The following is a 26,105-nucleotide window of genomic DNA, read 5'->3' as shown; positions in this document are numbered from 1 at the left end:
CGACCTGCCGCGACGCCTGCCTATCGTCGGCCGATGGACACCCCGCACGTCTATGTGATCGACACCGTCGTGACGAAACCCGGCCGGGCAAGGGAATTCGTCGACATCTACCTGAACGGGTACGCGCCGGGTGCGCGAGCCCGGGGCATGACCCTGGAACGGCTCGTCGTGAGCCCGCCCGTCTGGTTCCCGGACGAATCGAACACGGTGACCGCCACCTGGGTCCTCGACGGTGCGGCCGGATGGTGGGCGATGACGTGGCAGGGCCGCCCCGACGAAGCCGTGCGGCACTGGTGGGAGGGTGTCGGCGATCTCGTCCTCGAACGCACGAGGACCACCGGCGCCGCGCCCGCCGACATCGAAAGGCTCGGCGATGTTTGACGTCATCCGCCTCGTCCACCTGACACCCACCGCCGACGCCGACCGGGTACTCACCGACCTGCGTGCGAGAGCGCTCGCATCACCGGCGCGCCGGGTGCTCGTCCAGCCCACCCTGCCCGGCGTACGCAACGGTGGGGACATCCTGGTGCACCTGCGTTTCGGCGACGTCGCCGCGTGGCGTGCGTGCGCGCCGGCGTGGGAATCAGCGGTCGACGGAGTCGGCCACGTCGACGGCGCCGAGTACGGCGCCGGTGTCGGCGGCACCGCCGAACCGCCCACCGGGTCGGTGTATCGCGTTCTGCTACTTCGTGTCGCACCGGATACGCCGTCGGAGGTGGTCGACCGGTTCGAGGCCGATCTGCTGCGCATGCCCCGCTACATCTCGACGATCCGCTCCTGGCAGCTGAGCCGGGTGACGCGGGCGAGCGGCTCGGCGCCGTGGACCCATGTCTGGGAGCAGGAGTTCACCGATCTCGCCGGACTGGACGGCGCGTATCTCATGCACCCCGTCCACTGGGCTCACGTGGACCGTTGGTTCGACCCCGAGCATCCGGAAGTCGTTGTGCGCGACCGGATCTGCCACAGCTTTTGTGTGAACGAGCCGGTGCGAGGGTAGCGCAGCTCCGGCGTCGGGGTCGGTGCGAATCGCACCGACCCCAGGCCTCGGTGGGGAGGCGACGTGTTGTCGGCGGGGGCGGCCTGTGTCTGTCTGCGTCGTGCTACCGCCTGTTCAGACGAAGTCGCGTGCTCGTCGCTCTGCGGGCGCGAGGGGCCGCGGGCCGACATTGAGCGGCCGCGAGTGCTGCTGCAAGGTCGGGCGCACCCGCACCTGCCCATCGTCGACGTGCCGCCAGATGTTGAGCGCCGTCGTGCGCACCGGGGCGCTGAGCCGGTGGTCGAACAGCATGCGGTCCAGCGGCCCGCACACCGACACGGCCGCGACGGCGGCCTGCCCGAGATCGCCGATCGGTGCGGCGATACAGCCGAAGCCGGGCAGTGATTCCTCGCGTTCCACCGCGACGCCGTGCGCGCGCACCTTGGCCAGGTCCGCGTCGAGCTGGGCCTTCGTGCTGATCGAGTAGCGGGTGCGTGAGCCGGCCTGGGCGGTGAGGACTTCGGCGAGGCGCCGTTCGTCGGCGGAGGCGAGGATCGCCTTGCCGACCGCGGTACAGTGCGCGGGCCGTCGCCCACCGACCCGGGTGGGCACGGCCGCGGCCAGATCGCCGCCGACCTTGTCCAGATACACGACGTCCGCTCCGTCGAGTACCGCCAGGTGGACGACGAACCCGGTGGCGCGGTGCAGTTCGTGCAGGAACGGCATGGCGGCGCGATGCAGCCGATCCTGGTGCACCGCGAGCGAGCCCAGCTCCATCAACCGGATGCCGAGCTCGTAGTCGCGACCTTCCCGGCGTAGCCAGCGCAACTGGACCAGTCGCTCCAGCATGCGGTGCGCCGAGGACCTGGGTAGGCCGGTGCGGCGCACGATCTGGGCGAGGGTGAGTCTGCCCGGGCCGTCGAAGGCGTCGAGCAGCAGGGACGCGCGATCGAGGATCGCGCTCGGGGTGGTGGCCTCGGCCTGGATGACCATGAGCTCTCCATTCGGATCTACGAGCTGATGCCCACTCGCATATTTCGATTAGGCATATGCCTATTTATATCATCTGCTGTGGTCGCTGTCACAAGAAATCCGTGATTACATCGTGAAACGCCGAAGCCCCCGGTTCCGAGCATGGCTCGGGCCGGGGGCTGTGTGGCGTCTGCGCTGGGTTACATCGCCGCGAGCGGCTCGCTGCCGGACCAGTCGTGGCCCCAGTAGCTGTCGGCGGTGATCTCCTCGGCGGTGTAGTACCGCTCGTCGACCCGCATGCCTTCGGTGCCGAACTCGATGTCCCACCCGCCGGGGGCGCGCACGTAGAACGAGACCATCTTGTCGTTGGTGTGCCTGCCGAGCGTCGAGGACACCGAGAAGCCGTCGCGGCTCACCCGATCGAGCGCCTGGCCGACCGCGTCGAGGCTGTCGACCTCGACCATGATGTGGATCAGACCCGGTGCGCCGCCGTGCGGCGCGGGGCACAGCGCCAGGCTGTGGTGGCGTTCGTTGACGCCGAGGAACCGGATGCGCACCGGCCCGTATTCCGGCGGCGCCGGGATGCGGAACGCGCCGCGCGGCAGGAAGCCGAGCACCTCGGTGTAGAACTCGAACGCACCGCCGAGCTCCATCGTCGGCAGCACCACGTGGCCGAGTCCCTGCGCGCCGGTGACGAACCTCGCCCCGAACGGGGTCACCACGGGGCTGTGGTCGAGCAGCGCGCCGTGGAAAACCTCGACGGTGGTGCCGGTGGGATCCTGGAAGGTGATGACCTCCTCCACCCGCCGCGCGTCGGCCTCTTCGACCGACAGTGGCTTCACCGCGACACCCGCCGCCGTCACGGCTTCCTGTACCCGGACGAGCGCCGCGTGGTCGCGCACCTCCCAGCCGACGGTCACCACGGCGTCGGACTCGCCGGGCACGATCACCATCCGGGCGGCGCGCTCGTCCATGCGCAGGTACAGCGCGTTCTCGTCGGGGCCGCTGCCCTGCGCGAAGCCGAGGACATCGAAGGCGAAGGTGCGCCAGCGGTCCATGTCGGCTGTCTGGATCTTGACGTAGCCCAGGCTCTTGATATCTGTCATTTGCGTTGTCCTTCTTCGGTATTCGCTCAGATCATCGAGCGCAGGTTCGGGGCGGGGTCGATGCCGAGCGAACTCAGCGCCGAGGCGTGGTAGACCGTGCTCGGCACATGGATGGCGTGATTGAGGCCGGCGTGCGCGTCGCGCCAGAAGCGCTGCAGTGGCTTGTCCATGCGCAGCGCGTTGCCGCCGGACCGGGCGAAGATCTGGTCCACCGCCATCACCGCCCGCCACGCCGCACGCACCTGGGTGCGTCTGCCCGCCGCGCGGTCGGCGAAGCCGACCTCCTTCCCGGCGTCGACCAGGTCCCACACGCGATCCACATTGGCCAGCAGCTCCTGGCGAGCCGCGTTGATATCGGCCGCCGCCTCGCCGATCGCGAACAGCACGTACGGGTCGTCCTTGACGGCGGTGCCCTGGGCGCCGACCCGTTCGCGCTGGTAATCCAGGTGCGCGGCGAGCGCACCCTCGGCGATGCCGACCACGGCGGCGCTGATACCGAGCGGGAACATCGTCGACCACGGCATCTTGTAGAGCGTGTCGGTGACGCCGTATTCACGCTGCGCACTCCCGTCGATCACGTGATCGCCGTTCATCACCCGGTAGGACGGCACGAAGGCGTCCTTTACGATGATGTCCTTGGAGCCGGTGCCCTTGAGCCCCACCACATTCCAGGAGTCCTCGACGATGGTGTAGTCGGCGCGCGGCAGGATCATGTGCAGCATCGTCGGTGGCATCGCCATCTTGCCCTCGGCGTCACCGAGCATGGCGCCGAGGAAGATCCAGTCGCAGTGATCGGTGCCGGAGCTGAACTGCCAGCGGCCGTTGAAGATGTAGCCGCCCTCCACCGGGCGCGCGATGCCGGTCGGCGCGTAGGGCGAGGCCATCCAGGTGTCACTGTCGGAGCCCCACACCTCCTCCTGCACCTTCGGATCGGCGAAGGCCAGCTGCCACGGGTGCACGCCGACGATGCCGCAGATCCAGCCGGTGGCCGGGTCGAGCGAGGCGGCGGCCATCACCGTCTCGGCGAACTCGCGCGGATGGGCCTCGAACCCGCCGTACTTCTTGGGCTGCAGCAACCGGATCGGGCCGGCCGCCTTCAGCATCTTCGCGGTCGCGTCGGGCAGCTGACCGAGGCGTTCGGCCTCGGGGCTCTGCTCGCGCAGGCGGTCGGCGATCGCCATGATGTTGTCGAGCACGTTGGTCATGGGTGGTGCTTTCTCTCGGGTGGGGGTGCGGATCAGGCGGTGGTGTCGACGACCCGGCCGCGGGCGATGTTGTCGGCCACCTCGGCCTCCCAGCTGGTGACGGCCCGCTCGGTGTCGATCTCGAATTCGAAGCGCTTGGTCATGTCCTCGGTGACCTCGTCGACATCGACGTAGAACTGCTTGTACCAGCGGCGCAGCTGGTAGACCGGCCCGTCCTCCTCCGAGAGCAGCGGGTTGTCGATCGGTGCCTTGTTCTTCCAGATCTCGACGTCCTGCTCGAAGCCGACCTCCACACCGCGCGCGAACTGCGCGGCCATCGCCTCGGCGTCGGCATCGGACATGCCCTGCGGCTTCTTCACCATCGCGCCGTACTGCAGCACGAAGGAGTTCTCGCTGACGGGGTAGTGGCAGTTGATGAGGACCGTCTCGATCGTCATGCCGTTGGCCTCGCTCCACAGCCAATCGATCATGTAGGAAGGGCCGAAATACGAAGCGTCCGAACGCAACGTCGAGTTCGGATCGTCGTAACTGGTGCCGACCTCGATGTCGTGGCGCGGCGTCGAGCGCATGTACTGGGTGGCGACATGGCCCTCGAAGACATTCTTGAAATAGCGCGGGAACGCGTAGTGCACGTAGAAGAAGTGCGCCATGTCGACGACGTTGTCGACGATCTCACGACAGTGTGAGCCTTCGATGAGCATCGAGTTCCACGTCCAGTCGGTCCATTCCGGACTGCCATAGCCCTCGATCTCGGGAATGGTCACCGCGTCGGTGGGCTTGCTGCCCTGCGGGTCGTGCCAGACGTAGAGCTGGCCGTTGCGTTCCAACGTCGGCCAGGAGCGGGTCTTGGCCAGCGGGGGAACCCGGCGCGCGTACGGGATCGCCGTGCACTTGCCGTTGCCGCCCCAGCGCCAATCGTGGAAGGGGCAGGCGATCGAGTCGCCCTTGATGGTGCCGTGGGCGAGGTTGCCGCCCATGTGCCTGCAGAAACCGTCGAGCACGTGCAGTGCGCCGTCGGTCTCGGACTGGAACACCACCAGGGTGGTGCCGAAAGCCTTGACCTCGTGGGGCACACCGTCGCGGAACGACGAGAGCAGACCGAGGCAGTGCCAGCCGCGGGCGAAGCGGGTGGGTGCGGCAGCGGCCTCGATCTCCCGGAATTCGGGTGTGGCGGACTGGGTTCGGCCGTTCGGCGGGTTCTCCGGCATCGAAACCTCCATGTTCGGGCGGAGTGGGGATGAGCTGCGCCGATGGTCTGCCCGCGCGGGCCTGACGGTGATGGGGTCGTCCCGGTCAGTGGACATGTTTTCCCGGCCGCGTCGCGATGTCCCGGTCAGCGGGAGAGGAACAGGTCACAACACCGTCGGCCGCCTAGCGTGGCGGCCGAGCAGGACGAGAGGAGTGATCGTGAGCGTGCATGCGGGTAGGGCGGTGGCCGTCGATCTGGACACCGAGGACATCCGGTTGTTCGCGGCCCGGGCGTTGTCGCGGGATCCGGCCTACCGGCTCGCCGAACGACCCGTGGTCCCGCCGACGTTCCTGCCCGCGGGTGGGCGCGTCACCGGTGGACGGACCGAGACCGACCACCGGTTCTTCGGGCCGCCGCCGCGCGCCGGTGATCGGCTGACCGCCGTCCGCGCGATCGACCGGCACGATCCGGACGGCTCCGAATCTCTCGTCCAGTACTTCGACCGCACCGGCGGGCTCGTCGCCGAGTCGTGGGCCTCGGTCACCGAATCCGTTGTCGCCGAGGACAGCACACCGCACTCGGCCGAACTGCTCGCCACCTACGCCACCGACTGGCTCGGCGCCGAGAACATCCGCCGCTTCCGCACCCGCGTGCTGCGCGCCCTGCCGCCCGGCGACACCGTGACCTGCTCCGGCCACATCACCCAGCACTACGTCCAGGACGGCGAGCCGCGCGTCGATGTCACCCTCACCGGTGTCGACGCCTCGGGGGAGATCGTCGTCCGGGCGTGGGCGAGCTTCGCCGACGATCCTGCCGCCGGATAGGGCCCGACGCCGGCGGGAATCCGGTTTCGTACCGCACGGCCCGTTCCGTGGTGGTGAAGTGTTCATGAAGGACGACGAGGTTCGGAGGTAGGAACGTGGCACGACGGTTCGAGGACAAGGTGGTCTTCGTGACGGGCGCGGCGCGCGGACAGGGCAGGGCCGAGGCGGTGCGCTTCGCCGAGGAAGGCGCCGATGTGATCGCCGTCGACGCCTGCGCGGAATTCGGCAGCACGGGGTACGCGGGGGCGACGGAAGACGACCTGGCCGAGACGGTGAAGCTCGTCGAGGCCGCCGGTGGCCGGATCGTCGCGAGCAAGGTCGACGTGCGCGATTTCGACGCGCTCTCGGCCGCGCTGGCCGCGGGTATCGAGCAGTTCGGCAGGCTCGACGTGGTGGTCGCCAACGCGGGCATCTGCTCGGCGGCGCTGTCGTGGGAGATCACGCCCGAACAGTGGCGCGAGACCATCGATGTGAACCTGACCGGTGTGTGGCATACCGCGAAAGCCGCTGTGCCACACCTGATCGCGCAGGGCAGCGGCGGTGCCATGGTATTCACCAGTTCGGTGGCCGGGCTCAAGGGCATGCCGTTCGTCGCCCACTACGTCGCCAGCAAACACGCCATCACCGGCCTGGCCAAGACCATGGCCAACGAGCTCGGCGGGTACGGCATCCGGGTGAACACCGTGCATCCGGCGGGCGTGGCGACCGGGATGCAGATGGGCGAGATGGGCCCGCTGCTCGAGGAGCACGCGAGCACCCTCGGGCCCATCTTCATGAACGCGCTGCCCAGCTACATCTGTCAGCCGGAGGAGATCGCGGCGGCGGTGGCGTGGCTGTGTTCGGACGAGGCGGGCCAGGTGACGGGCGCGCAGATCCCGGTCGACATGGGTAACCTCAACCGCTGAGCTTGGTATTTTTATACCGGCACGGCTAGTGTCGGTATGAAAATACCGAGTGGAGGCGTGATGGTGGAGCTGAAGACTCCCGAGGAGATCGAACGAATGCGGGTGACCGGCCGGTTCGTCGCGGACGTACTGGCCGGCGTGCGCGAACGAGCGCTGGTCGGGGTGAACCTACTCGAGCTGGAATCCTATGTGCGCGAACGGATTCGCGAGCGTGGCGCGGTGTCGTGCTACTGGGACTACTCGCCCTCGTTCGGGCGTGGACCGTTCCGCAATACGGTGTGCTTGGCCGTCAACGATGCTGTCCTGCACGGGCTTCCACATGACTACGTGCTGCGCGACGGTGATCTGCTCACCGCCGACCTGGCCGTCACCATCGACGGCTGGAGCGCGGACTCGGCGATCTCGTTCATCGTCGGCACCGGCTCGGCCGACGATCAGCGGCTGGTGCGGGCCACCGAGGAGGCGCTGGCCGCCGGGATCGCGGCCGCGCGGCCCGGCAACCGGCTGGGCGACATCTCGGCCGCGATCGCGAACGTCGCACGCGGATACGGGTATCCGATCAACACCGAATACGGCGGGCACGGCATCGGGCGGACCATGCACGAGGATCCGCACGTGGCCAACAACGGCCGGGCCGGGCGCGGTTTCCTGCTGCGGCCGGGGCTCACCATCGCCATCGAGCCCTGGTTCGCGGCGGGCACCGACAAGGTCTACACCGACGCCGACGGGTGGACCATCCGCTCGGCCGATGGATCGCGCTGCGCCCACAGTGAGCACACGATCGCCGTCACCGTCGACGGGCCGAGCGTGCTGACCTCGCGAAACTGATCGGTATCCTCTGCCGAATCGGACTTATAGCTCATAGCAATGGCGCATCATAGGTGGTGTCGAGCTGGTCCCGGGGTAGTCGGATCAGCGCATCGGAGGGACATCCCATGAAATTCACGCAGTTGCTGGCCGCCGGTCTGTTCACCGTCGCCGCGACCGGTATCACCGCCGCCACCGCCCACGGCGCTCCCGTGGCGGGTCCGTCGCTCGCCGGTGCCGACGGCGCCCTCGCCTACACCGCCGCTCTCGCCTCGGACGGGTCGGAGGCGACGGTCGAATTGACCTCGGGCACTTTCGAACTCACCCCTGACGCGGGTGTGGCGGTGCTCTCGCCGGACGGCGCGAGGGTCGGGTTCATCCCCACCGCGGTGGCCATGGTAGCTGGTCCCGCCGTGCAGGTGATTCCCGAAATCGACTCTACGGCAACGTCGCTCACGCTCACGCCCGTCAACGCACCCGCCCCGAACCCGGCGGCTCTGCAGCACATCGATCAGACCGGCAATATCGTCGCAGGCGTCGCCATCGGCTGCGTCGTCGGCGCACTCATCGGCCTGATCTTCCTGTTGGTCAGTGCCATTCCTGGTTGCATCATCGGTGCGGTGATCGGCGGAGTGATCGGCGCGAATCAGTAGAACCGGGGCGGTGGGTCAGCGGCCGCGACTCACCGCCCACCGGCCGGCGGGGCGGGCGGCTCAGGGCTGTGATCGGTGAACGCCCCGTCGGCGAGGACCGGAACGACGGTGTCCGCATTGATCTGTGCCGCGATGTCGACATCGTCCCCGAACCCGCCCGATCGAAGTTCTCGGCCCGACGCACACTCGTCCAGCTCCGTGCCGATGTTCGTCACCGAGAGGAAAGCGGCTGCGGCGCAACGTGCTTCGGGCGAGGGGCGACCACAACCTCGGTCGATCAGCGTGGCTACGAGGGCTCCGGCGCCGAGGAGGTCCTCGACAGCGGGCCGAAGTGTCGCGTCGTCCGCCCAGCGCTCACCCGCGGGAACGATCGCGATCGGCTGCTCGGGCGTGCCCCACCGCCGCTCGGCGATCCACGTGGCGACCGCATCGGCATTGCGAAAACAGGCCGCGACGACGGGCGCACCCACCACAGCCGAGGCGATGGTGGAACCGTTGGGGGAGGGCAGGACAAGGCGATCGGTGAACGGTGCGCGGCGGATCGCCGCCGGGGACAGCGACCACGGATGGGCGGCATCGACAGCACGCCGTCCGACGGCGAGCTCGGCACCCTTCCGCGCGGCGAACACCTGCGCGGAATCGTCACGCCACCGATAGGGGTAGACCGCTGTGCCCGCCGAAACGGCAACAGACACAGCGGTAGTGAACGACAACACATCGACCACCACCACACCCGCCGCACCCGCGCCGATCACTGCCGCCCCCGTCGGCCCCCAATCGAGCCGAATCCCGAACCCTTCCTGCTGGGCCCACCTCGGGCTCATGATTTCGCTCCGATCTCCGCACCGAAACGGATAGTCCGGTCAGTGTTTTCGTCTGTTCGGTGTGATACGAAACCAGCCGGAATGTAGGGCGGACAGCCTTCTGCTCACCAGGAGCGGAAGACCTGCGGTGGTGTCCGGCTAGCGGTCGAGTTGGTCGATCGGTGGGGTGAGGTCGAGGGTCGGGGGTGGGCGGAGGCGACGGAGAGTGCCGTCGATGCTGGTGACGTAGAGGGACCAGGAGGGGCCGTCCGGGGCGAGACGAGCCGAGGTGGGGCCGATCGGCGGTGGGGACGGCAGCGGGGTGGGTGGGGTGGTCCAGCCGGTGGCGATGGTGCACCAGCCGCCGGTGGTGTCGACGCGGTAGACGTTGCCCGAGTAGTCGCCGGTGACGTAGGCGGTGCCGTCGGCGGCCACGTCGATGTCGTCGAGGACGGGGAGGAAGCCGTCGGTGATGGTGGCGACGACCTCGGGTTCGTCCGGTGCGTCCAGCGGGATGCGCAGGACCTGGGACAGGGCGATGTCGTCGGTGTAGATCGAGCGGCCGTCGGGGGAGAGGGCCAGGCCGTTCGGGCGGTGCACGGGGGACCAGGCGAGGGTGAACTCGCCGGTCGACGGGCGGTAGCGGCTGATGCCGACCGGCGGCCACGGGACCGACAGTTGGGAGATCAGCAGGTCGTCGTCGGGCAGCAGGAGTAGGCCGTTGGGCTGGACCAGATCGGGGAGCAGGATGGTGACAGTGCCGGTCGGCAGGTCCAATGCGCGCAGCGTGCCGCCACCGTTCGGGGTGCTGCCGTCGCCGGTGACGAAATACAGTGTGTCGCCGGACAATCGCAGGCCCGCCGGATGGTCGAGGCCGGACAGGACGAGTGTGACGGTGCCCGCCGCGTCGACGTGCAGGATTTCACCGCGCAGGAGGCCGCTGAGGTAGAAACCGCCCGCTCCGTCGTACTCGAGATTTTCCAGAGCGCCCAGATCCGCGGCGAGCACGTCGGCCTGCCAGCCGTCGGCACAGGAGCGGGATTGCCCCTGGGCGGCGGTCACCGGAATCGCCCCGACCACGGCGACGGCCGCGAATATTGTTGCTGCGCAACGCCTGATGGATTGCCTACTGCTCCGCCCCTGCACGGTGGCAGCTTACTGTTCCGCAAGGTACGGCGCCGGTCGAAATCTACGATGCGGTGACGATCGACCTCCCGATCTGTTGCCGACCGATCCGGCCGGTAGCCGAATCCTCCGGTTTCGCGATCAACCCGATGGCGGCCCACCCGTTCGGCGAGCGACCCGGAGCGGGTCGATCAGTCGGTGGTCGCGAGCCATGCGGCCAGCTGGTCCGATGCCGCGGCGTCGGCAGACAGGGCGGCGCGCTCCTCGGCGGTGAGGGAGAGGGTGTTCAACTCGGATTTCCAGTGTGTGAGGCGCTCGGAATCACCGGCGGCGACGGCGAGTTCGGCCAGGGCGGCGTAGGCGCGGGCCAAGTCGGTCGAGGCCGCGGTGGCGCCGAAACGGCGCAGACCCGTTTCCAGGGCGCGGGTGGCGGCGCGGTCGTCGTTCTTGAAATCGCGGAGGATGCGGGCATTGTCGAGCACTCTCGGCAGGTCGTCGAGATCGCGGGAACCGCCGTATTCGAGGGACTCCGGTTCGTCGCGCTGGATCACCAACACCGTATTGCCGACCGGGTCGACCAGCGTGAATCGCGACTGCCCGGGCCGGAAACGGGTGATCCGCGGGCAACCCTGCACGGGGATCCTGCCGTATTCGGCGCGCAGCGCGGCGGTGAACTTCGCGTGCCGGTCGGCGACGTCGTCGACCAGCAGCAGCGCCGCGACATGTTCGAGGGGAAGCTCGACCCCGCCGGGGGCAGGCGAGAAATGCAACGCGGTCCCGTGACCCTCGACCACCCCGTACGCATACGGCCGTGTCTGCTCGTGGGTCACCGTCCACCCCAGCGTCCGATAGAACGCCAACGTGGCCCCGAGATCACCACTCCACAACATCGGCACTGCGGCATCGCTCATGGATCCGAGCCTACGAACCTTTTCGCTGCCCCGCCCGTATCAGTTTTCGCACCGCTAGGCTCGAAGAATGACGAACCGCCTGGGCGAGGTTGCGACCGCGAACTATGTTCTGCTCACCACTTTCCGAAAGGACGGCACGCCCGTCGGTACCCCGGTGTGGGCCGTGTCGCGCGAGGACAAGCTGTATGTCTGGACGGTGACCGACAGCTGGAAGGTCAAGCGCATCCGCCGCAACCCCGAGGTGACCGTGCAGCCGTGCGATGCGCGCGGTAAGGCGCACGGTGCGGTGGTGTCGGGTACCGCGCGCGTACTCGACGGGGCCGAGACCGAGCAGGTCCGCTCGTTGCTGCGCCGCAAGTACCGGCTCACCGGCCCGCTGGTGATCTTCTTCAGCAACCTGCGCCGGGGCAAGGACGGCACCATCGGTCTCGAGATCACGCCCGCCTGACCGAAATGGTACCCAGTACCGCTGGTATCGGATACCGTGGGGGTTCAGACGAAAGGACTCCCATGGCCGAGAACCGCCGCCGCGCCGTCGTGATCGCGGGTGCCCGCACCCCGTTCGTCCGCGCGTTCACCGACCTGACCCGGCTCGACAGCATCGCCCTGGCCGGTGCGGCGGTGCGCGGTCTGCTCGCGCGCACCGGCATCGCGCCCGCCGAGATCCAGTCCATCGTGTGGGGCGGGGTGATCCTGCCCAGCCACGCGCCGAACATCGCGCGCGAAGTGGCTCTGGACCTGAACCTGGATTTCGGGTGCGAGGGATACACGGTCACCCGGGCGTGTGCGTCGGGGCTGCAGGCCGTCACCTCGGCGGCCGCGGCGATCGAACGCGGCGAATACGACATCATGATCGCGGGCGGCAGCGACTCCACCAGCAATGCCGAGATCAAACTGCCGCAGAAAGTGGTGCACGCGGTCGCACCCGTCGCGCTCGGGAAACCGTCGGCCAAGGACTACCTCGACGTCGTGCGTCAGCTCGCACCGTTCACCGACATCCTGCCGCGTCAACCCAAGATCTCCGAGCGGACCACCGGTGAGGTGATGGGCGAGTCGGCCGAGAAGATGGCCAGGATCAACGGTATCTCCCGCGCCGACCAGGACGCTTTCGCCGCCCGCTCCCACCAGCGCGCGGCCGCCGCTATCGCCTCGGGTCGATTCGATGACGAGGTGGTGCCGATCGAGACGCCGTCCGGCAAACGGATCGAGACCGACGGGCTGGTCCGGGCGAATACGAGCGTGGCGAAGCTGGCCGCGCTGAAGCCGGTCTTCGCCGAGAACGGCACTGTCACCGCGGGTAACGCGAGTCCGCTCACCGATGGTGCGTCGGCGGTGTTGTTGATGAGCGAGGAGAAGGCTCGGGCACTGGGTCTCACGCCGCTGGCCGCATTCCGGTCGTGGAGTTATGTGAGCGTCGACCCGGCGGACCAGGTGCTCATCGGCCCGGCGATCTCGATGCCGCGTGCGCTCGACAAGGCGGGGATGTCGCTGGGTGATATCGACCTCGTCGATATCCATGAAGCCTTCGCGGCGCAGACTCTTTCGGTGCTTCGTATGTTGGAGAGCGCGGAGTGGGCCAAGAACCGGCTCGATCGCGATGAAGCGGTGGGGTCCGTCGATATCGACTCCTTGAACGTGCATGGCGGTTCCATCTCGCTCGGGCACCCGTTCGGTGCTACCGGGGCTCGGATGGTGACGACGATGGCGAACGAGCTGGCTCGGAGTGGGAAAGAGACTGCGCTGTTGGGGATTTGCGCGGCGGGCGGGATCGGGGCTTCAGCGGTGCTCGAGAGGGTGTGAGGCGGGGTTTCACGATGCGAAAGCTTCGCCTGATACCGCCGGCAAGCGGTGTGCCACACGCGAATTCCCTTCCAGAAGAAGCACTTACGCGCGGAGCTCGGCTACATAACCACGAAACACCGCCCCGGCATCGAGCATCGCAAGACCCTGCTCGGTCAGTTCGACCTGCCGAGCGGTCAGAGCGGCGGTAACGGCCTCGGTGCTCCCTGCGGCACGGATCTGGGCTATGACAATCGCGATGTGATCGAGACGGTAACCACCGCGACGGAGGATCGTCGTCAGGTGAGCGTCGCGGCGGTCGGTGGAGGTGTAGAGCCGGTAGCCGGTGGCGGAATCGCGGGCAGGGGAGAGGATGCCCGCTGCTTCCCATGCTCGCAGGGTGGCGGGGGTGAGCCGCAGGTGGTCGGCTAGTTCGCCGATGGTGTAGTCGATCTCGGGATGCGTTGTGGGGGGTGGCGATTCGTTCGCCAGGTGGTCTACCGCGCGGCGGATAGAGGTGAGGGTCTCGCGGTCGTCGAGTAGTCGGGCATGGGCACGGTCGATCTCGGTGAGTGCGGTGTCCAGGTCGTCCTCGTGCAGCGCCCGCATGATGCGACTCGCGACGGCGTGCCCGAAGGCCGGAATGAGGGTGAGGTAGGTGCGCAAGGCGACGACGTGGAGATCGGTGTAGACGCGGTATCCGGTGGGGGTGCGGTCGGCGGGCGGGAGACACCCGTCCTGCTCGTAGTTGCGCACCGCCTGGGTGGAGATGCCGTGCTCATGGGCCAGGTCCGTCGGCCGCAGGTTCCTCACGATTTGAGACTTTACCCGTCATCTATCGTGAATACTCGGGTGAGGTTTACACCGTTTCTTCAACGATACGATGTATCCACATGAGTCAGAAGATCTGTGACTTCATCCCTTCCACCTGTGAGCTCCTCGCCTTCGGCGAACCCACGCACAAGGAGCCGGGCTTCGCCGCCCTGCGCAACGAACTGTTCGGCGACCTGGTCGAGCGCGGGTTCCGCTCGATCGCCTTGGAAACCTGCCGGGCAGCCGCACTCACCATCGACGACTATGTCCGCCACGGTGTCGGCACCCTCGACGAGGTGATGCGCACCGGCTTCACCCACGGCTTCGGCGCCTTCGACGCCAACCGGGAGCTGGTGGTCCGGCTGCGCGCCCACAACGCCGAACTGGCACCCGAGGACCGCGTGCGCATCCACGGATTCGACGGCGCGATGGAAACCATGTACGCACCGAGTCCGCGCCCCTACCTCGAATATGCCTGCGACTACCTGCAACTCGACCTCGGCATCCGCGAGGTGGCAGGCGAGGACGACCGGTGGAACCGCACGGAGGCGATCATGGACCCGACGGTCTCGGTCGGCGCCGGTACCGAGGCCGCGCGCCTGCGCGTCATCGCCGACGACCTGCTCGTCCGCCTCCGTACCCGGGCACCGGAACGAATCGCCGCCACCTCGCTCGATGAATGGCGCAGGGCCGCAGTCCATCTCACCACCGGACTCGGCCTGCTGCGCTACCACGCACGAGCCGCCGACCCGCTCCCCGACGACGATCGCTGGTCGGCCCTGTCCGCCACCCGCGACGCCCTCATGGCCGAGAACCTGCTCGACATCCGCGCCGTCGAGAGCTCACGCGGCCCGACCCTGATCTGTGCCCACAACCTGCACCTGCGCCGGACCTCGAGCATCATGCGAATGGGTCCGATGAACCTCACCTGGTCGGGAGCGGGCGCGATCGTCGCGGCCCTGATGGGGGAGCGATACCAGGCGATCCTCGGCAGCCTGGGCCGCAGCACCGGCCTGGAACTCGGCGACCCCGACCCCGGTACCTACGAGGGCATCCTTCAGAAGTCCACGTCCACCTGGGGACTGGTGGACGCCGGCACCCTCGATACTGCCGAAATCCGCATCGATACAACACCTGAGCAGGGCTACTTCCCCCTGGACCCCGACACGATCGAGGGAGCGGACGTGATCCTGCACCTGCCCGAGGGAAGCGCCACCAGTCTCGCCGATTGGGGCTAGTCCCGGTCCGGTCGCGGTGACGAGTCCCGGGGCGGCGGTGCAGACGTGCACCGCCGCACCCGCGAACTCAAGTCGCCTGGCTCACCGACGACATGTGGAAGTCCGGAATCCGCAACGGCGGCATAGCCGTTCGACTGAACCAGTCCTTCCACTCGCGAGGAAGGGTGATCTCGGTCGCGCCTGCCTCCGAGACGCGCCGCAACAGGTCGAGGGGGCTCTCGTTGAAGCGGAAATTGTTCACCGCGCCGGTGACTTTCCCATCTTCGACGAGGTACACCCCGTCGCGGGTGAGGCCGGTGAGCAGCAGGGTCGCCGGATCGACCTCGCGGATGTACCACAGGCAGGTCAGCAGCAGACCGCGTTCGGTGCGGGCGATCATGTCGTCCAGGGTGGCGTCGCTGCCTCCGGTGAGCAGCAGATTCTCGCCGGGAACCGTTGCGGTGGTATCGAATTCGGCGGCGGTGGCGCGCGGGTAGATCAGTGATTCGACGGCGCCGCCGGAGATCCAGTCGACACGCCGCGCGGACAGACCGTTGTCGAACACCGACAGCGACTCCGACGACGAGGGCGTCGCGACGAACGGCCGGTACTCCAGGCCGCTCGCCTTCGGGTCGGAGTACAGGGTGAGCGGGAGGTCGGTGAGCCGCTCACCGACCCGCGTGCCGCCCGCACGGGCGAACGCGTTGTGCCCTTCCTCGGCGCCGCGACCCTCCATGCTCCACGCCATGTAGATCATCAGATCCGCGACCGCCGAGGGCGGCAACAAGGTTTCGTAGCGGCCCGCGGGCAGGTCGACCCGGCGGGCGGCCCAGTCGAGCCGCCGCGCGAGCTCCGACAGCAGCCCGGGTGTGTCCACATCGACGAAATCGGGTGTTCCGACGCCGACCCAGGCGCTGGCGAGATCGCTGCCCTCCCCGCGCTTTCCATTGATCTCGACCGACCCCGTCGGCTGGGTGAACCGACGGCGGATACCCGTGGAGGTGCCGAGCCAGGTGGTGTGTACCTGGTGGTGGGCGAAACCGTAGAGCCGGTCGGTACCGTCGAACCCGGCCGACAGATCGCGGGCGAGCCCGGCGAACACCTCGATCCCGGTGCTACCGGGCGCCTGCTCCCAGGTGGCCGAATCGTCCTCGGTCGGCTCGAGCAGCGGCATGGCGTCCTGTGCCGGTTCGGCCGTGCGCGCGGCCTCCTCACTGGCCCGCACCACGGCCCCGATGTCGGCCGGATCGACGCTGGTCGACGAGATCGAGCCCACGCGAGCCGAGTTCGGTCCGTCGCGGAAGATCGAGATCACCGCCCACGACCGTGACACCGACGAACCGTTGGTGGTCATCGAATTACCGGCCCACCGCAGCGACGCCTCGTGCGCGTCGGTGACGAGCACGATCGCCTCGTCGGCCGTCGACGCGGCAAGCGCCCGCTCGACCACCGCGCCCGCCGGGAACACACTCGCGCTCACTGGCCGCCCTCCGTCCGGGTGTTGAGAATATTGACCCCGCGCACCAGCACCGACGGGCAACCGTGACTCACCGCCGCCACCTGACCCGGCTGGGCCTTACCGCAATTGAACGCCCCACCCAGTTGCCATGTGCTCGGCCCGCCGACCGCCTCCATCGATCCCCAGAAATCGGTTGTCGTGGCCTGGTAGGCGACATCACGCACCTGACCGGCCAGCTCCCCGTTGCGGATCCGGAAGAACCGCTGTCCGGTGAACTGGAAGTTGTAGCGCTGCATATCGATCGACCAGGATTTGTCGCCTACGACGTAGAGACCGTCCTCGACCCGCGAGATCAGCTCGGCAGTGCTCGTGTCGCTGTCGGGATCCGGTTGCAGCGACACATTGGCCATCCGCTGGATCGGCACATGGTGCGGCGAATCGGCATAGGAGCAGCCGTTGGAGCGGTCCAGGCCGAGGCGCGGGGCGAACACGCGGTCGAGTTGATAGCCGACGAGGACACCGTCACGCACCAGATCCCACCGCTGGCCCGCCACACCCTCGTCGTCGTAGCCCACGGTGGCCAGCCCGTTCACCTGTGTGCGGTCACCGGTGACGTGCATGATCGGCGTGCCGTAGCGCAAGGTGCCCAGCTTGTCGGGAGTGGCGAACGATGTACCCGCATAAGCGGATTCGTAGCCGATCGCGCGGTCGTACTCGGTGGCGTGCCCGATGGATTCGTGGATGGTGAGCCACAGGTTGGTCGGGTCGATCACCAGATCGGTCGGCCCGGCCACGACCGAAGGCGCCTTCACCTTCTCGGCCAGCCAGCCGGGGATCCGCGCGAGTTCATCTGCCCAGTCCCAGGTTCCGTCGGCGCCGGTGACGTACTCCCACCCGCGACCCGCGGGCGCGGCCAGGGTGCGCATGGTCTCGAACACCCCGGACGCGGCATCGACGGTCACCGCCTCGAGCTGTGGGTGCAACCGCACCCGCTGCTGGGTGATCGACGATCCCGCGGTGTCGGCATAGAAGCTCTGTTCCTTGACCTGCAGCACCGAGGCGGTGACGTGGTCGACACCGTCGGCCGAGGACAACCGCTCCGAATAGTCCTGCAGCAGCGCCACTTTGTCGGCCGTCGGCACCGCGAACGGATCGAGATCGTAGGCCGACACCCAGGACACATCGTCGTAGACCGGTTCGTCGGCCAGTTCCACCCGTTCCCGGTTCAACGAACGCAGCGCTCGCGCGACGATCACCGCGCGACGCCCCACCTCCGCGGCGGTGTCGGGGGTGAGGGCGGCGTGGGACGCGAAACCCCAGGTGCCCTCGACGATCACACGCACGGCCAATCCGAGTTCGGTGGCATCGGTGACCGCCTCGACCCGGCCGTCGCGCAACCGGATCGACTGGGTCACCAACCGTTGCACCCGTAGATCGGCATGTTCGGCGCCCGCCGCGTGGGCCGCCGACAACGCGGCCTCGGCCAGCGCGGCGAGCCCGAGCGCACGGAACTCTTCGTCCACCTCGTGTGAAGTCGTGGTACTCACCGCGCCTACGCTAGCGGCTCCCACCGACACATGCCGAGGCCTGCGTGAAAACCGGGCCGTGGCAGCGACAACCGTGACGCGCGGGCCCCGATCCTCCCGCCGGGTAACCCGCGGATGCCGTAGGGTGCCCGCCGTGCCGCCATCTGCCCTCCGCGATCGAAAAAGGGAACGAACCCGTCGTGCGATTCTGCTGGCCGCCGTCGAAATGTTCGAGGCAACAGGCTATGAGGAGACCACCGTCGCCGAAATCGCGGCCGCGGCCGAGGTCGGCACCCGGACCTTCTTCAACTACTTCGCCAGCAAGGAAGAACTGCTCTTCCCCGAACCCGACGACCGCGTGCGCGCGGCGGTCGCGGCCATCGCCACCCGCAGGCCGGGGGAACGACCCGTCGAGGTGTTGCTGCGTGCTCTGCGCGCCGCGGGCGACAACCCCGGCGAACATCTCGTCGACGACCTGGGCGCCCGCATCGCCGCCCTGCGCGCCCGCGTGTCACGCACCGTTCCGTCGGTGAGCGGTCGAGCCGCGCATGCCCAGCTCGTCGCCCAGCGCGAGATCGCCAGGCAACTGCACCTGGCGTTTCCCCACGAACTAGACGAGGTCGGCGCCGCCGCCCTGGTCGGTGCCGTGGTCGGCGCGGTCTCGGGCGCGTTGACGGTGCTGTTCCAGCAACCGCAGCACAGCATCGACGACGGCGAACGCCTGCACCGCAAGATCCACGAAACCACCTCGCGGGTACTGCAACCGTGGCTGGCCGCCCAGCCCGACGCGGTGCGCTAGGCGAACTGCTGCCAGCCCAGCCGCACCACCATCACCACGACGACGACCAGCAGCACCACCCGGACGAAGCCCGCGCCCTTGGCCAGCGCCATCCGCGAACCCACAACGGCACCGGCGATATTCGCCACCGCCATGCCCGCGCCGAGCCCCCACAGCACGTGCCCGGTGGCGCCGAGATACAGCAGCGCGCCCACGTTCGACCCGCAATTGACGACCTTCGCCATCGCCGCGGCACGCACGAACTCGGTGCCGAGCAGGGTGGCGAAGGTGATGATCAGGAAGGTTCCGGTGCCGGGACCGAGCAAGCCGTCGTAGAGGCCGATCAGACCCGAGGCGAGCGCGACGACCAGGATCACCTTGCGCCGCGTCGGCGGGTGCGTCGCCATCGTCAACCCGACCTTCGGGCGCAATGTCACGAAGATCGCCACGCCGACGAGCACGACCATCACCATCGGGATGAACAGCTCCCGGTCGATGAGCGAGACGGCCGCCGCACCGCACGCGGCGGTGATCGCGGCGATCACGCCACCGGGCACCAGCACCTTCCACTGCATCGGCACCTTGCGCGCGAAGGTCAGTACCGCCGTTGCCGTTCCCGCCAACGCGGCCATCTTGTTCGTGCCGAGCGCCGTCTGCGGTGCGATGCCGGGGGCGACCAGCAACAGGGTGGGCAGGATGATCAGCCCGCCGCCGCCGACCACCGCGTCGACCCAGCCCGCCGCCGCCGCGGCCACCAGTAGCACCGCCCAGTCTCCGAGTAGCACGCGTCAAGGCAATCAAGATCACGGCCGGAAAGCCAGCGGGCGCCTAGGCTTGGCCGGTGCGCCGGTTCAGTCTGTGGCTTCGTGGCCGACCCATCGTCGCCGACTCCCTCCTCGCGGCGATGCTGCTGTGCTTCGATGTCCTCGGCGTGGGCGAGTCCAGGAACAAGGTCGTCTACCTCGTGCTGTCGGTGCTGCTGCCGATGCCGGTGGCCCTGCGGCGGCTGTACCCACGCGCCATGGCCGCGGCCCTGCTCGTGCTGTCGCTGCTGTGCACGTTCACCGCCTACCTGCTGGACGAGAGCACCGCACCGCACGTGGCGCTGATCGGGCTCGGGGTGATGCTCTACACGCTGGTGGCTTATGTCGGACGCCGTGACGGACTGATCTACGTGGGCTTCCTCGCCCTCGACCTGGGTCTGTCGGTGCTGCTGGTGCGGGAGCCGAAGGGCGGCGACCTGATCCTCGTCGGCGCCATCTACGCGCTGTGCTGGACGCTGGCGGAGTTCAACGGCGCCCGGCACGCCTACGACGCCGAGGTCGCCGCGCGACTGGCCGTCGCCGACTACGACAAGGAACGCCGCGCCCACGAGGCCGTCGCCGCCGAACGCACCCGCATCGCCCGCGAACTCCACGACGTGGTCGCGCATGCGGTGAGCGTCGTCATCGTGCAGGCCGACGGCGCGAAATACGCCCTGCGCACCGATCCGGACGCCGCCGAACGCGCGCTGTCGACGATCGCGGGTACCGGCCGCGAGGCCCTGCGCGAACTGCGCCGCACCGTCGCCCTGTTGCGCACCGAGCACGCACCCGAACTCCTGCCCCAGCACGGCAGCGCGGGCATCGCGCAACTGGCGCAGATGATGCGCGAGGCGGGCCTGGCCGTCGACCTCGAGCTCACCGGCGAGCTCGACGACATCGCACCCGAGGTGAGCCTCGGCGTGCACCGCATCGTGCAGGAGTCGCTCACCAACACCCTCCGGCACGCCGGTGTGAGCGCCAAGGCCGTGGTGCGGGTGCAGCGCGGCGCCGAGGAGATCCTGGTGGAGATCACCGACAGCGGCGGAGTCCCCGTGCGGGAGAGCGCGATTCACGGTGGCGGTATGGGCCTGGTCGGCATGCGCGAACGGGTCGCGGTGCTCGGCGGCACTCTGCACGCGGGCAGGCTGTCCGACGGGCGCTGGCAGGTGAGCGCCCGCCTCCCGCTGCGCGCCGAAACCGACTGAATCGGCCGCTAGGGTGAGGGAATGCCGATCAGTGTGCTCGTGGTGGACGATCAGGAACTCATGCGGATGGGCCTGAAAATGGTCCTCGGCGCCCACCCCGACATCGAGGTCGTCGGCGAAGCGGCCAACGGCGAGGAGGCCGTGCGCCGCGCCGGGGAGCTGCGCCCCGACGTCGTGCTGATGGACGTGCGCATGCCGGTGGTCGACGGCGTCACCGCCACCGGCCGCATCGTCGCCGCCGGTGACGGCGTGCGCGTGCTCGTGATGACCACCTTCGACCTCGACGAACACGCCCTCGGCGCGCTGCGCGCGGGGGCGAGCGGCTTCCTGCTCAAGGACACCCCGCCGGAAGATCTCGTCTCGGCGATCCGCAGCGTCGCCGCCGGTGACGCCGTGGTGTCACCCAAAGTGACCAAACGCCTGCTGGACCGCCTCGTCGCCGACGACCCGGCCGGGCTGCGCGACCCCTCGGTGCTCGACGTGCTCACCGTCCGCGAACGCGAGGTGCTCGAGCAGATCGCCGCCGGGCAGAGCAACGCCGAGATCGCCGCCGCACTGTTCCTGTCCGAAGCCACCGTGAAGACCCACGTGGGCCGGGTGCTCACCAAACTCGGGCTGCGCGACCGGGTGCAGGCGGTGGTGCTGGCGTACGAGACCGGGCTGGTGCGGCCCGGTGGATGAGTGATCCGCCACGGGCCGGGAGAAAAAACGCGTGCTCGTGCGTTGAACGGGTAGATCGTCCGAAAGGATCACCATGACCGCCCTGCTGTTCGTGCTCTACCTCGTCGTCGAGATCGCCGCCCTCGTCGGCCTCGCCCAGGTGATCGGCGTCGGCTGGGCGCTGCTGGTGCTCGTCGCGGTCTCCGGCGTAGGACTCGCCTTGCTCGCCAAGCAGGGGCGGCGGGTGTTCGATCGGTTCCGCCGGGCTTCGCGCGGTGAGGTGAGCGCGGAGAGCGCCGTCGCCGACGGACTGCTCGTCGCGACGGGATCGGTGCTGCTGTTCGTGCCGGGCCTGGTCACCGGGGTGTTCGGATTGCTCGCCCTGTTCCCGCCCACCCGCGCGCTGCTGCGGCCGGCGCTCGAGAAGCTCGGTACCAGGCGCTTCGGCCCGCTGCCCTCGTTCGCGCCCGCGCCCTACCGCGGCGTGGTCGTCGATGCCGGTGGCGACGTGGTCGACGGTGACGTCGTCGGCCAGTGGTATGACGACGGACACACTCGTGGTCCGCGCGCGCTCGGTTCTGCCTGAACCGCTGACATTCTCACCGGCCGACGGTCTACAGTGACCCGCATGGCCACCGAGCAGATCACCGTCACGGTGAGCGAGGAACTGGCCGACGCGGTACGCCGAGCGAGTACCGCTGCCGGACAGTCGATGTCGGACTTCACCACCGCCGCGTGGCGGTTGGAACTGATCGCCGCCCGAGCGGGCGGGCACACACCGGCGGGACTCGGCGACGCCGACGTGTGCGCCGTGCTGTCCCTGCCGACCTGACGATCCGCCGATACGGCAGACTGGGGCACCGTGAGTACCCAGTTGCTGATCGGCGGTCGTTTCTACAGTTCCAGCTCCCCGGACGCGACCGCGATGGCGGTCACCGACGGCACCGTGGTGTGGCTCGGGGCCGAGGCGCCCGGGCGTGCCATGCATCCCGACGCGGAGATCATCGACCTCGACGGCGCGTTCGTCGCGCCGGCCTTCGTCGACCCGCACGTCCACGTCACCGCCCTCGGCCTGCGGCTCACCGGGCTGGATCTGCGCGGCGCGCGCTCGCTGGCCGACCTGCTCGACGCGGTCCGCGCACACGCCGCGCGACAGCCCGACGGGGTGATCATCGGAGACGGCTGGGACGACACCACCTGGCCCGAGCAGCGGCCGCCGACGGTCGCCGAACTCGACGAGGCCGCCGGGCCGGGCAGGCCGGTCTACCTCGCGCGCATCGACGCGCACTCGGCGGTCGCGTCGTCGGCGCTGCTCGACGCCGCCGGTGAGTCCGGCGACCGTGGCGAACCGCTGCGCGCCGACGCCCACCACCGGGTGCGTGCCGTCGCCCTCGCCGGACTGTCTCGTGCCCAACGGGATTCGGCCCGCACCGCCGCCCTCGACAGCGCCGCCGCGCACGGCATCGTGGCCGTGCACGAATGCGCCGGACCCGACATCTCCAGCCACGACGACGTGCGCGAACTGCTCGCCTTCGACCACGGCGTGCAGGTGCGCGCCTACTGGGGCCAGGCCGTGCGCGGCGCGGACGAGGCGCGCGTGCTGCTCGCCGAACTCGGCGTGCACGGGCTCGGCGGCGACCTGTTCGTCGACGGGTCGCTCGGCTCACACACCGCGCTGCTGCGCGAACCGTACGCCGACGCCGCCGGCTGCGGGAAGAACTTCCTCGACGCCGATGCCGTCACCGACCACCTGCGCGCCTGCACCGAAGCCGGGATCCAGGCCGGGTTCCACGCCATCGGCAACGCTGCCATGGACCTCGTGGTCGACGGATTCGCCCGGGTCGCGAACGAACTCGGCGGGCCCGCCGTCGCCGCGCGTGGGCACCGGGTCGAGCACGCCGAGATGACCGACGCCGCCGCGATCGAACAGCTCGCCCGGCTCGGAGTGATCCTGTCGGTGCAACCGGGCTTCGACGCCGCCTGGGGCGGACCCGACGGCATGTACGCCACCCGCCTCGGCGCCGAGCGCGCCGCCGGGCTCAACCCGTTCGCCGCGATGGCGGCCGCCGGGATCTCACTGGCCCTCGGCTCCGACGCCCCCGTGACGACGCTGAATCCCTGGGAGCAGATCCGTGCCGCGGTGCACCACCGCACCGCCGGCCACGGCCTGTCACCGCGCGCCGCCTTCGCCGCCGCCACCCGGGGCGCCTGGCGCGCGGGCGGTGTCCGCGACGGGATGGCGGGCACCCTCGTCCCTGGTGCCCCCGCGTCGTACGCGATCTGGGACGCGGGCGATCTCGTCGTCGCCGCCGCTGCCGATACCGTCCAGCGCTGGTCGACCGACCCGCGCTCGCGCGTCCCCGGCCTGCCCGCCCTCGACCCGGACGCACCCCTGCCGACCTGCCTGCGCACCGTGCACAACGGCACGACCATCTACGCGGCCTGAGCCGACCCGCCACGAATCACGGAGCGCGACACCATGATCGACCCCGCCACCGGCGACCGGCCTCTACCCACCGAGCCATCGGGACAGGCCGAGGGACCTGCGTATCCCGGCGACAAGGAGCGCGACAGTCCTTCCGCGCCGGCGGCGGGCACTGTCGACAGCCGCTTCGCTGAGCCGGGAAGGTCGACGGACCGGCCCGCATCCGAAACGAGCGACACTCACGGCCCGGACGGCCCGTCGGCGTGGAGCGCGGGGCGGGAAGGCGATGCCGGTTCCGATCGCGCGGTGGGGAGGTCGACGGCTGGAGCCGTGCTCTGGCGGGTGACCGTGGCGGTGCTCGGCGGGGTGCTGCTGTTCGCCAGTTTTCCGCCGCGGCCGCTGTGGTTTCTCGCGCCCTTCGCCGTCGCGCTGCTGACGCTCGCGGTCTACGGGACGAGCAGGGTGCGGGCCGCGTTCGGGTACGGGATGCTCGGCGGGCTGGCGTTCTTCCTGCCGCTGCTGCCGTGGACCGGGATCTACGTGGGGCCCGCGCCGTGGCTGGCGTTGTCGACGGCGTGCGCGGTGTTCTTCGGGCTCTGGGGCGTGCTCGCGCGGTGGCTCGGTGGACTCCGCGGATGGCCGGTGTGGCTGGCGCTGGCGTGGACGGCGACCGAATGGGCGCGCTCGAACGTGCCGTTCGGCGGGTTTCCCTGGGGGAGAATCGCTTTCGGGCAGGCCGACGGCTGGTACCTGCCCCTGGCGGCCTACGGTGGCGCCCCGCTGATCGGCTTCGCGGTGGCCCTGACCGGCACCGCGCTCGCCGCCCTGGTGCTGCGCGTGCGCGCCGGACAGCGCGCTGTCGACAAGGGCATCGCGCTGACCGGTCTCGCCGTGATCGTCGCGCCGCTGGCCGGGCTCGCGCTCCGCCCCACCCTGCCCGCCCCCGACGACGGCCTGCGCACGGTCACGGTCGCCGCCATCCAGGGCAGTGTGCCCCGGCTCGGCCTCGACTTCAACGCTCAGCGCCGCGCCGTCCTCGACAACCACGTCCGGCGCACCGAGGAACTGGCCGACAGCGTCGCACGCGGTCTGGAGCGCAAACCAGACATCGTTATCTGGCCGGAGAACTCCTCCGATATCGACCCGCTGCGCAATGCCGACGCCGCCGCCGTCATCACCCGCGCCTCGGAGCGCATCGGCGCCCCCATCCTCGTCGGCGCGGTTCTGGTGAACGGCGACCGGACCACCACGAACTCGGTGATCGTCTGGAACGGTGCCGCCGGGCCGGGGGAGCGCCACGACAAGAAAATCATCCAGCCGTTCGGCGAATACCTGCCGATGCGAAGTTTTTTCCGTTTGTTCTCTTCCTATGCCGATCGCGCGGGCTATTTCGTACCCGGCCACGGCGACGGCACCGTCACTGCCGCGAATGTCCGGATCGGCGTCGCGACCTGTTATGAGGTCGCCTTCGACCGGGCATTCCGGGAATCCCTCGCCGCGGGCGCGCAATTGCTGACTGTCCCGACCAACAACGCCACCTTCGGCGAGAGTGAGATGACGTATCAGCAATTGGCGATGTCGCGGGTGCGCGCGGTCGAACACGGACGGGCGCTCGTGGTCGCGGCAACCACCGGGGTCAGTGGAATCATCACCGCCGACGGCACTCTCACGCAGCACTCCGACCAAGTCGTCCCCGCGGCGCTGGTCGCCCAGTTACCATTGCGCGACACGGCGACGATCGCGACCAGGATCGGTGCGACGCCCGAACTGGCGTCCGTTATCCTGACCGCGATCGGCGCGGGCCTGCTCTTGGCCCGCCGCCACCGAGCGAACCAGGCGCAAGTTATGCGCAGCTCAGGAAATTCTGAATAAGCGGTTTGTTTCAGCCCGGGGGAAGCGGCATCGAGTTGCTGCTACAGGGGTGTAATTCGTTGAGCGCGAAATAAATCCAGATCGGTAGCCAT

The 26,105-nt window shown here is 69.1% G+C and carries 27 protein-coding genes; 16 read left to right on the top strand and 11 right to left on the bottom strand.

Translation table 11 applies throughout. The features are described 5' to 3' along the window. Positions 1–33: 33 nt before the first annotated feature. Positions 34–381, top strand: a complete 348-nt coding sequence (locus tag AB0I35_RS18475) for a hypothetical protein (protein WP_357397276.1) — start codon at positions 34–36, stop codon at positions 379–381. Beyond that, positions 374–997: a Dabb family protein gene (locus AB0I35_RS18470; protein WP_357397275.1), complete on the top strand. Its 624-nt coding sequence runs from the start codon at positions 374–376 to the stop codon at positions 995–997. Before AB0I35_RS18475 ends, AB0I35_RS18470 begins: the two co-directional genes overlap by 8 nt. Positions 998–1,111: 114 nt before the next feature. On the opposite strand, the gene AB0I35_RS18465 is transcribed toward AB0I35_RS18470, so the two are convergent. From AB0I35_RS18465 to AB0I35_RS18450, 4 genes are all read right to left on the bottom strand, one after another. Further along, positions 1,112–1,969: an IclR family transcriptional regulator gene (locus AB0I35_RS18465; RefSeq protein WP_357397274.1), complete on the bottom strand. Its 858-nt coding sequence runs from the start codon at positions 1,967–1,969 to the stop codon at positions 1,112–1,114. Between the two features lie 179 nt (positions 1,970–2,148). Then, positions 2,149–3,054, bottom strand: a complete 906-nt coding sequence (gene bphC, locus AB0I35_RS18460) for a biphenyl-2,3-diol 1,2-dioxygenase (protein ID WP_357397273.1) — start codon at positions 3,052–3,054, stop codon at positions 2,149–2,151. A 26-nt stretch (positions 3,055–3,080) separates the two neighbouring features. Continuing rightward, positions 3,081–4,259, bottom strand: a complete 1,179-nt coding sequence (locus tag AB0I35_RS18455) for an acyl-CoA dehydrogenase family protein (RefSeq protein ID WP_357397272.1) — start codon at positions 4,257–4,259, stop codon at positions 3,081–3,083. Between the two features lie 32 nt (positions 4,260–4,291). Beyond that, positions 4,292–5,479 carry a Rieske 2Fe-2S domain-containing protein gene (locus tag AB0I35_RS18450; RefSeq protein ID WP_357397271.1) on the bottom strand — a complete coding sequence of 396 codons (1,188 nt, stop codon included), beginning with the start codon at positions 5,477–5,479 and terminating at the stop codon, positions 4,292–4,294. Between the two features lie 187 nt (positions 5,480–5,666). Here AB0I35_RS18450 and AB0I35_RS18445 point away from each other — a divergent pair, with 187 nt between their 5' ends. The 4 genes from AB0I35_RS18445 to AB0I35_RS18430 all read left to right on the top strand — a co-directional run bounded on the left by AB0I35_RS18445 (position 5,667) and on the right by AB0I35_RS18430 (position 8,637). After that, positions 5,667–6,272 carry a hypothetical protein gene (locus AB0I35_RS18445; protein WP_357397269.1) on the top strand — a complete coding sequence of 202 codons (606 nt, stop codon included), beginning with the start codon at positions 5,667–5,669 and terminating at the stop codon, positions 6,270–6,272. Positions 6,273–6,367: 95 nt separating this feature from the next. After that, the gene (locus AB0I35_RS18440) at positions 6,368–7,177 is read left to right on the top strand and encodes a mycofactocin-coupled SDR family oxidoreductase (protein ID WP_357397268.1); all 810 of its coding nucleotides are present in this window, start codon (positions 6,368–6,370) and stop codon (positions 7,175–7,177) included. A gap of 60 nt (positions 7,178–7,237) precedes the next feature. Further along, complete coding sequence (map, locus tag AB0I35_RS18435; protein WP_357397266.1) at positions 7,238–8,005, top strand: type I methionyl aminopeptidase; 768 nt, start codon at positions 7,238–7,240, stop codon at positions 8,003–8,005. A 107-nt stretch (positions 8,006–8,112) separates the two neighbouring features. Further along, positions 8,113–8,637, top strand: coding sequence for a hypothetical protein (locus AB0I35_RS18430; RefSeq protein WP_357397265.1), 525 nt, complete (start codon positions 8,113–8,115; stop codon positions 8,635–8,637). 29 nt (positions 8,638–8,666) lie between these two features. Here the strand turns inward: AB0I35_RS18430 and AB0I35_RS18425 are convergent, their stop codons facing one another. From AB0I35_RS18425 to AB0I35_RS18415, 3 genes are all read right to left on the bottom strand, one after another. After that, positions 8,667–9,461, bottom strand: a complete 795-nt coding sequence (locus AB0I35_RS18425) for a 2-phosphosulfolactate phosphatase (protein WP_357397264.1) — start codon at positions 9,459–9,461, stop codon at positions 8,667–8,669. A 138-nt stretch (positions 9,462–9,599) separates the two neighbouring features. After that, the gene (locus AB0I35_RS18420) at positions 9,600–10,502 is read right to left on the bottom strand and encodes a hypothetical protein (protein WP_357397263.1); all 903 of its coding nucleotides are present in this window, start codon (positions 10,500–10,502) and stop codon (positions 9,600–9,602) included. Positions 10,503–10,756: 254 nt separating this feature from the next. Continuing rightward, entirely contained in the window at positions 10,757–11,476 is a 720-nt protein-coding gene (locus AB0I35_RS18415; protein WP_357397262.1) for a glyoxalase, read from the bottom strand. Between the two features lie 67 nt (positions 11,477–11,543). Between AB0I35_RS18415 and AB0I35_RS18410 the strand changes: the two genes are divergently transcribed. Continuing rightward, positions 11,544–11,924 (top strand): PPOX class F420-dependent oxidoreductase, encoded by a 381-nt coding sequence (locus tag AB0I35_RS18410; RefSeq protein WP_357397261.1) that lies wholly within the window; start codon positions 11,544–11,546, stop codon positions 11,922–11,924. 62 nt (positions 11,925–11,986) lie between these two features. Continuing rightward, complete coding sequence (locus tag AB0I35_RS18405; protein WP_357397260.1) at positions 11,987–13,276, top strand: acetyl-CoA C-acyltransferase; 1,290 nt, start codon at positions 11,987–11,989, stop codon at positions 13,274–13,276. 84 nt (positions 13,277–13,360) lie between these two features. On the opposite strand, the gene AB0I35_RS18400 is transcribed toward AB0I35_RS18405, so the two are convergent. After that, complete coding sequence (locus tag AB0I35_RS18400; protein WP_357397259.1) at positions 13,361–14,068, bottom strand: MerR family transcriptional regulator; 708 nt, start codon at positions 14,066–14,068, stop codon at positions 13,361–13,363. An 80-nt stretch (positions 14,069–14,148) separates the two neighbouring features. Between AB0I35_RS18400 and AB0I35_RS18395 the strand changes: the two genes are divergently transcribed. After that, the gene (locus tag AB0I35_RS18395) at positions 14,149–15,306 is read left to right on the top strand and encodes an erythromycin esterase family protein (RefSeq protein WP_357397258.1); all 1,158 of its coding nucleotides are present in this window, start codon (positions 14,149–14,151) and stop codon (positions 15,304–15,306) included. A gap of 67 nt (positions 15,307–15,373) precedes the next feature. Here the strand turns inward: AB0I35_RS18395 and AB0I35_RS18390 are convergent, their stop codons facing one another. Together AB0I35_RS18390 and AB0I35_RS18385 are read right to left on the bottom strand one after the other, a co-directional pair. Further along, positions 15,374–16,753, bottom strand: a complete 1,380-nt coding sequence (locus AB0I35_RS18390; RefSeq protein WP_357397375.1) for a metallopeptidase TldD-related protein — start codon at positions 16,751–16,753, stop codon at positions 15,374–15,376. A gap of 8 nt (positions 16,754–16,761) precedes the next feature. Continuing rightward, entirely contained in the window at positions 16,762–18,291 is a 1,530-nt protein-coding gene (locus tag AB0I35_RS18385) for a TldD/PmbA family protein (RefSeq protein WP_357397257.1), read from the bottom strand. Positions 18,292–18,415: 124 nt separating this feature from the next. Between AB0I35_RS18385 and AB0I35_RS18380 the strand changes: the two genes are divergently transcribed. Then, complete coding sequence (locus AB0I35_RS18380; protein WP_357397256.1) at positions 18,416–19,069, top strand: TetR family transcriptional regulator; 654 nt, start codon at positions 18,416–18,418, stop codon at positions 19,067–19,069. Here AB0I35_RS18380 and AB0I35_RS18375 read toward each other — a convergent pair. Further along, on the bottom strand, positions 19,066–19,833 hold the full coding sequence (locus AB0I35_RS18375; protein ID WP_357397255.1) for a TSUP family transporter: 768 nt from the start codon (positions 19,831–19,833) through the stop codon (positions 19,066–19,068). The genes AB0I35_RS18380 and AB0I35_RS18375 overlap by 4 nt on opposite strands. Before the next feature lie 56 nt (positions 19,834–19,889). Between AB0I35_RS18375 and AB0I35_RS18370 the strand changes: the two genes are divergently transcribed. The 6 genes from AB0I35_RS18370 (at position 19,890) to lnt (ending at position 26,013) form a co-directional block, all read left to right on the top strand. After that, on the top strand, positions 19,890–21,056 hold the full coding sequence (locus tag AB0I35_RS18370; RefSeq protein ID WP_357397254.1) for a histidine kinase: 1,167 nt from the start codon (positions 19,890–19,892) through the stop codon (positions 21,054–21,056). Positions 21,057–21,077: 21 nt separating this feature from the next. Next, positions 21,078–21,737 carry a response regulator transcription factor gene (locus tag AB0I35_RS18365; RefSeq protein WP_225280296.1) on the top strand — a complete coding sequence of 220 codons (660 nt, stop codon included), beginning with the start codon at positions 21,078–21,080 and terminating at the stop codon, positions 21,735–21,737. 73 nt (positions 21,738–21,810) lie between these two features. After that, on the top strand, positions 21,811–22,302 hold the full coding sequence (locus AB0I35_RS18360) for an FxsA family protein (protein ID WP_357397253.1): 492 nt from the start codon (positions 21,811–21,813) through the stop codon (positions 22,300–22,302). A 42-nt stretch (positions 22,303–22,344) separates the two neighbouring features. Next, the gene (locus tag AB0I35_RS18355; RefSeq protein ID WP_067492208.1) at positions 22,345–22,548 is read left to right on the top strand and encodes a hypothetical protein; all 204 of its coding nucleotides are present in this window, start codon (positions 22,345–22,347) and stop codon (positions 22,546–22,548) included. Positions 22,549–22,578: 30 nt separating this feature from the next. Beyond that, complete coding sequence (locus AB0I35_RS18350) at positions 22,579–24,162, top strand: amidohydrolase (protein WP_357397252.1); 1,584 nt, start codon at positions 22,579–22,581, stop codon at positions 24,160–24,162. 285 nt (positions 24,163–24,447) lie between these two features. Further along, entirely contained in the window at positions 24,448–26,013 is a 1,566-nt protein-coding gene (gene lnt, locus AB0I35_RS18345) for an apolipoprotein N-acyltransferase (protein WP_357397251.1), read from the top strand. Positions 26,014–26,105 lie beyond the last annotated feature (92 nt).

The sequence above is a fragment of the Nocardia sp. NPDC050378 genome, from assembly GCF_040655675.1.
Lineage (GTDB): Bacteria > Actinomycetota > Actinomycetes > Mycobacteriales > Mycobacteriaceae > Nocardia > Nocardia coubleae.
Note: the sequence above shows the minus strand (reverse complement) of the source record. Positions and strands in the feature narration are given on the sequence as shown.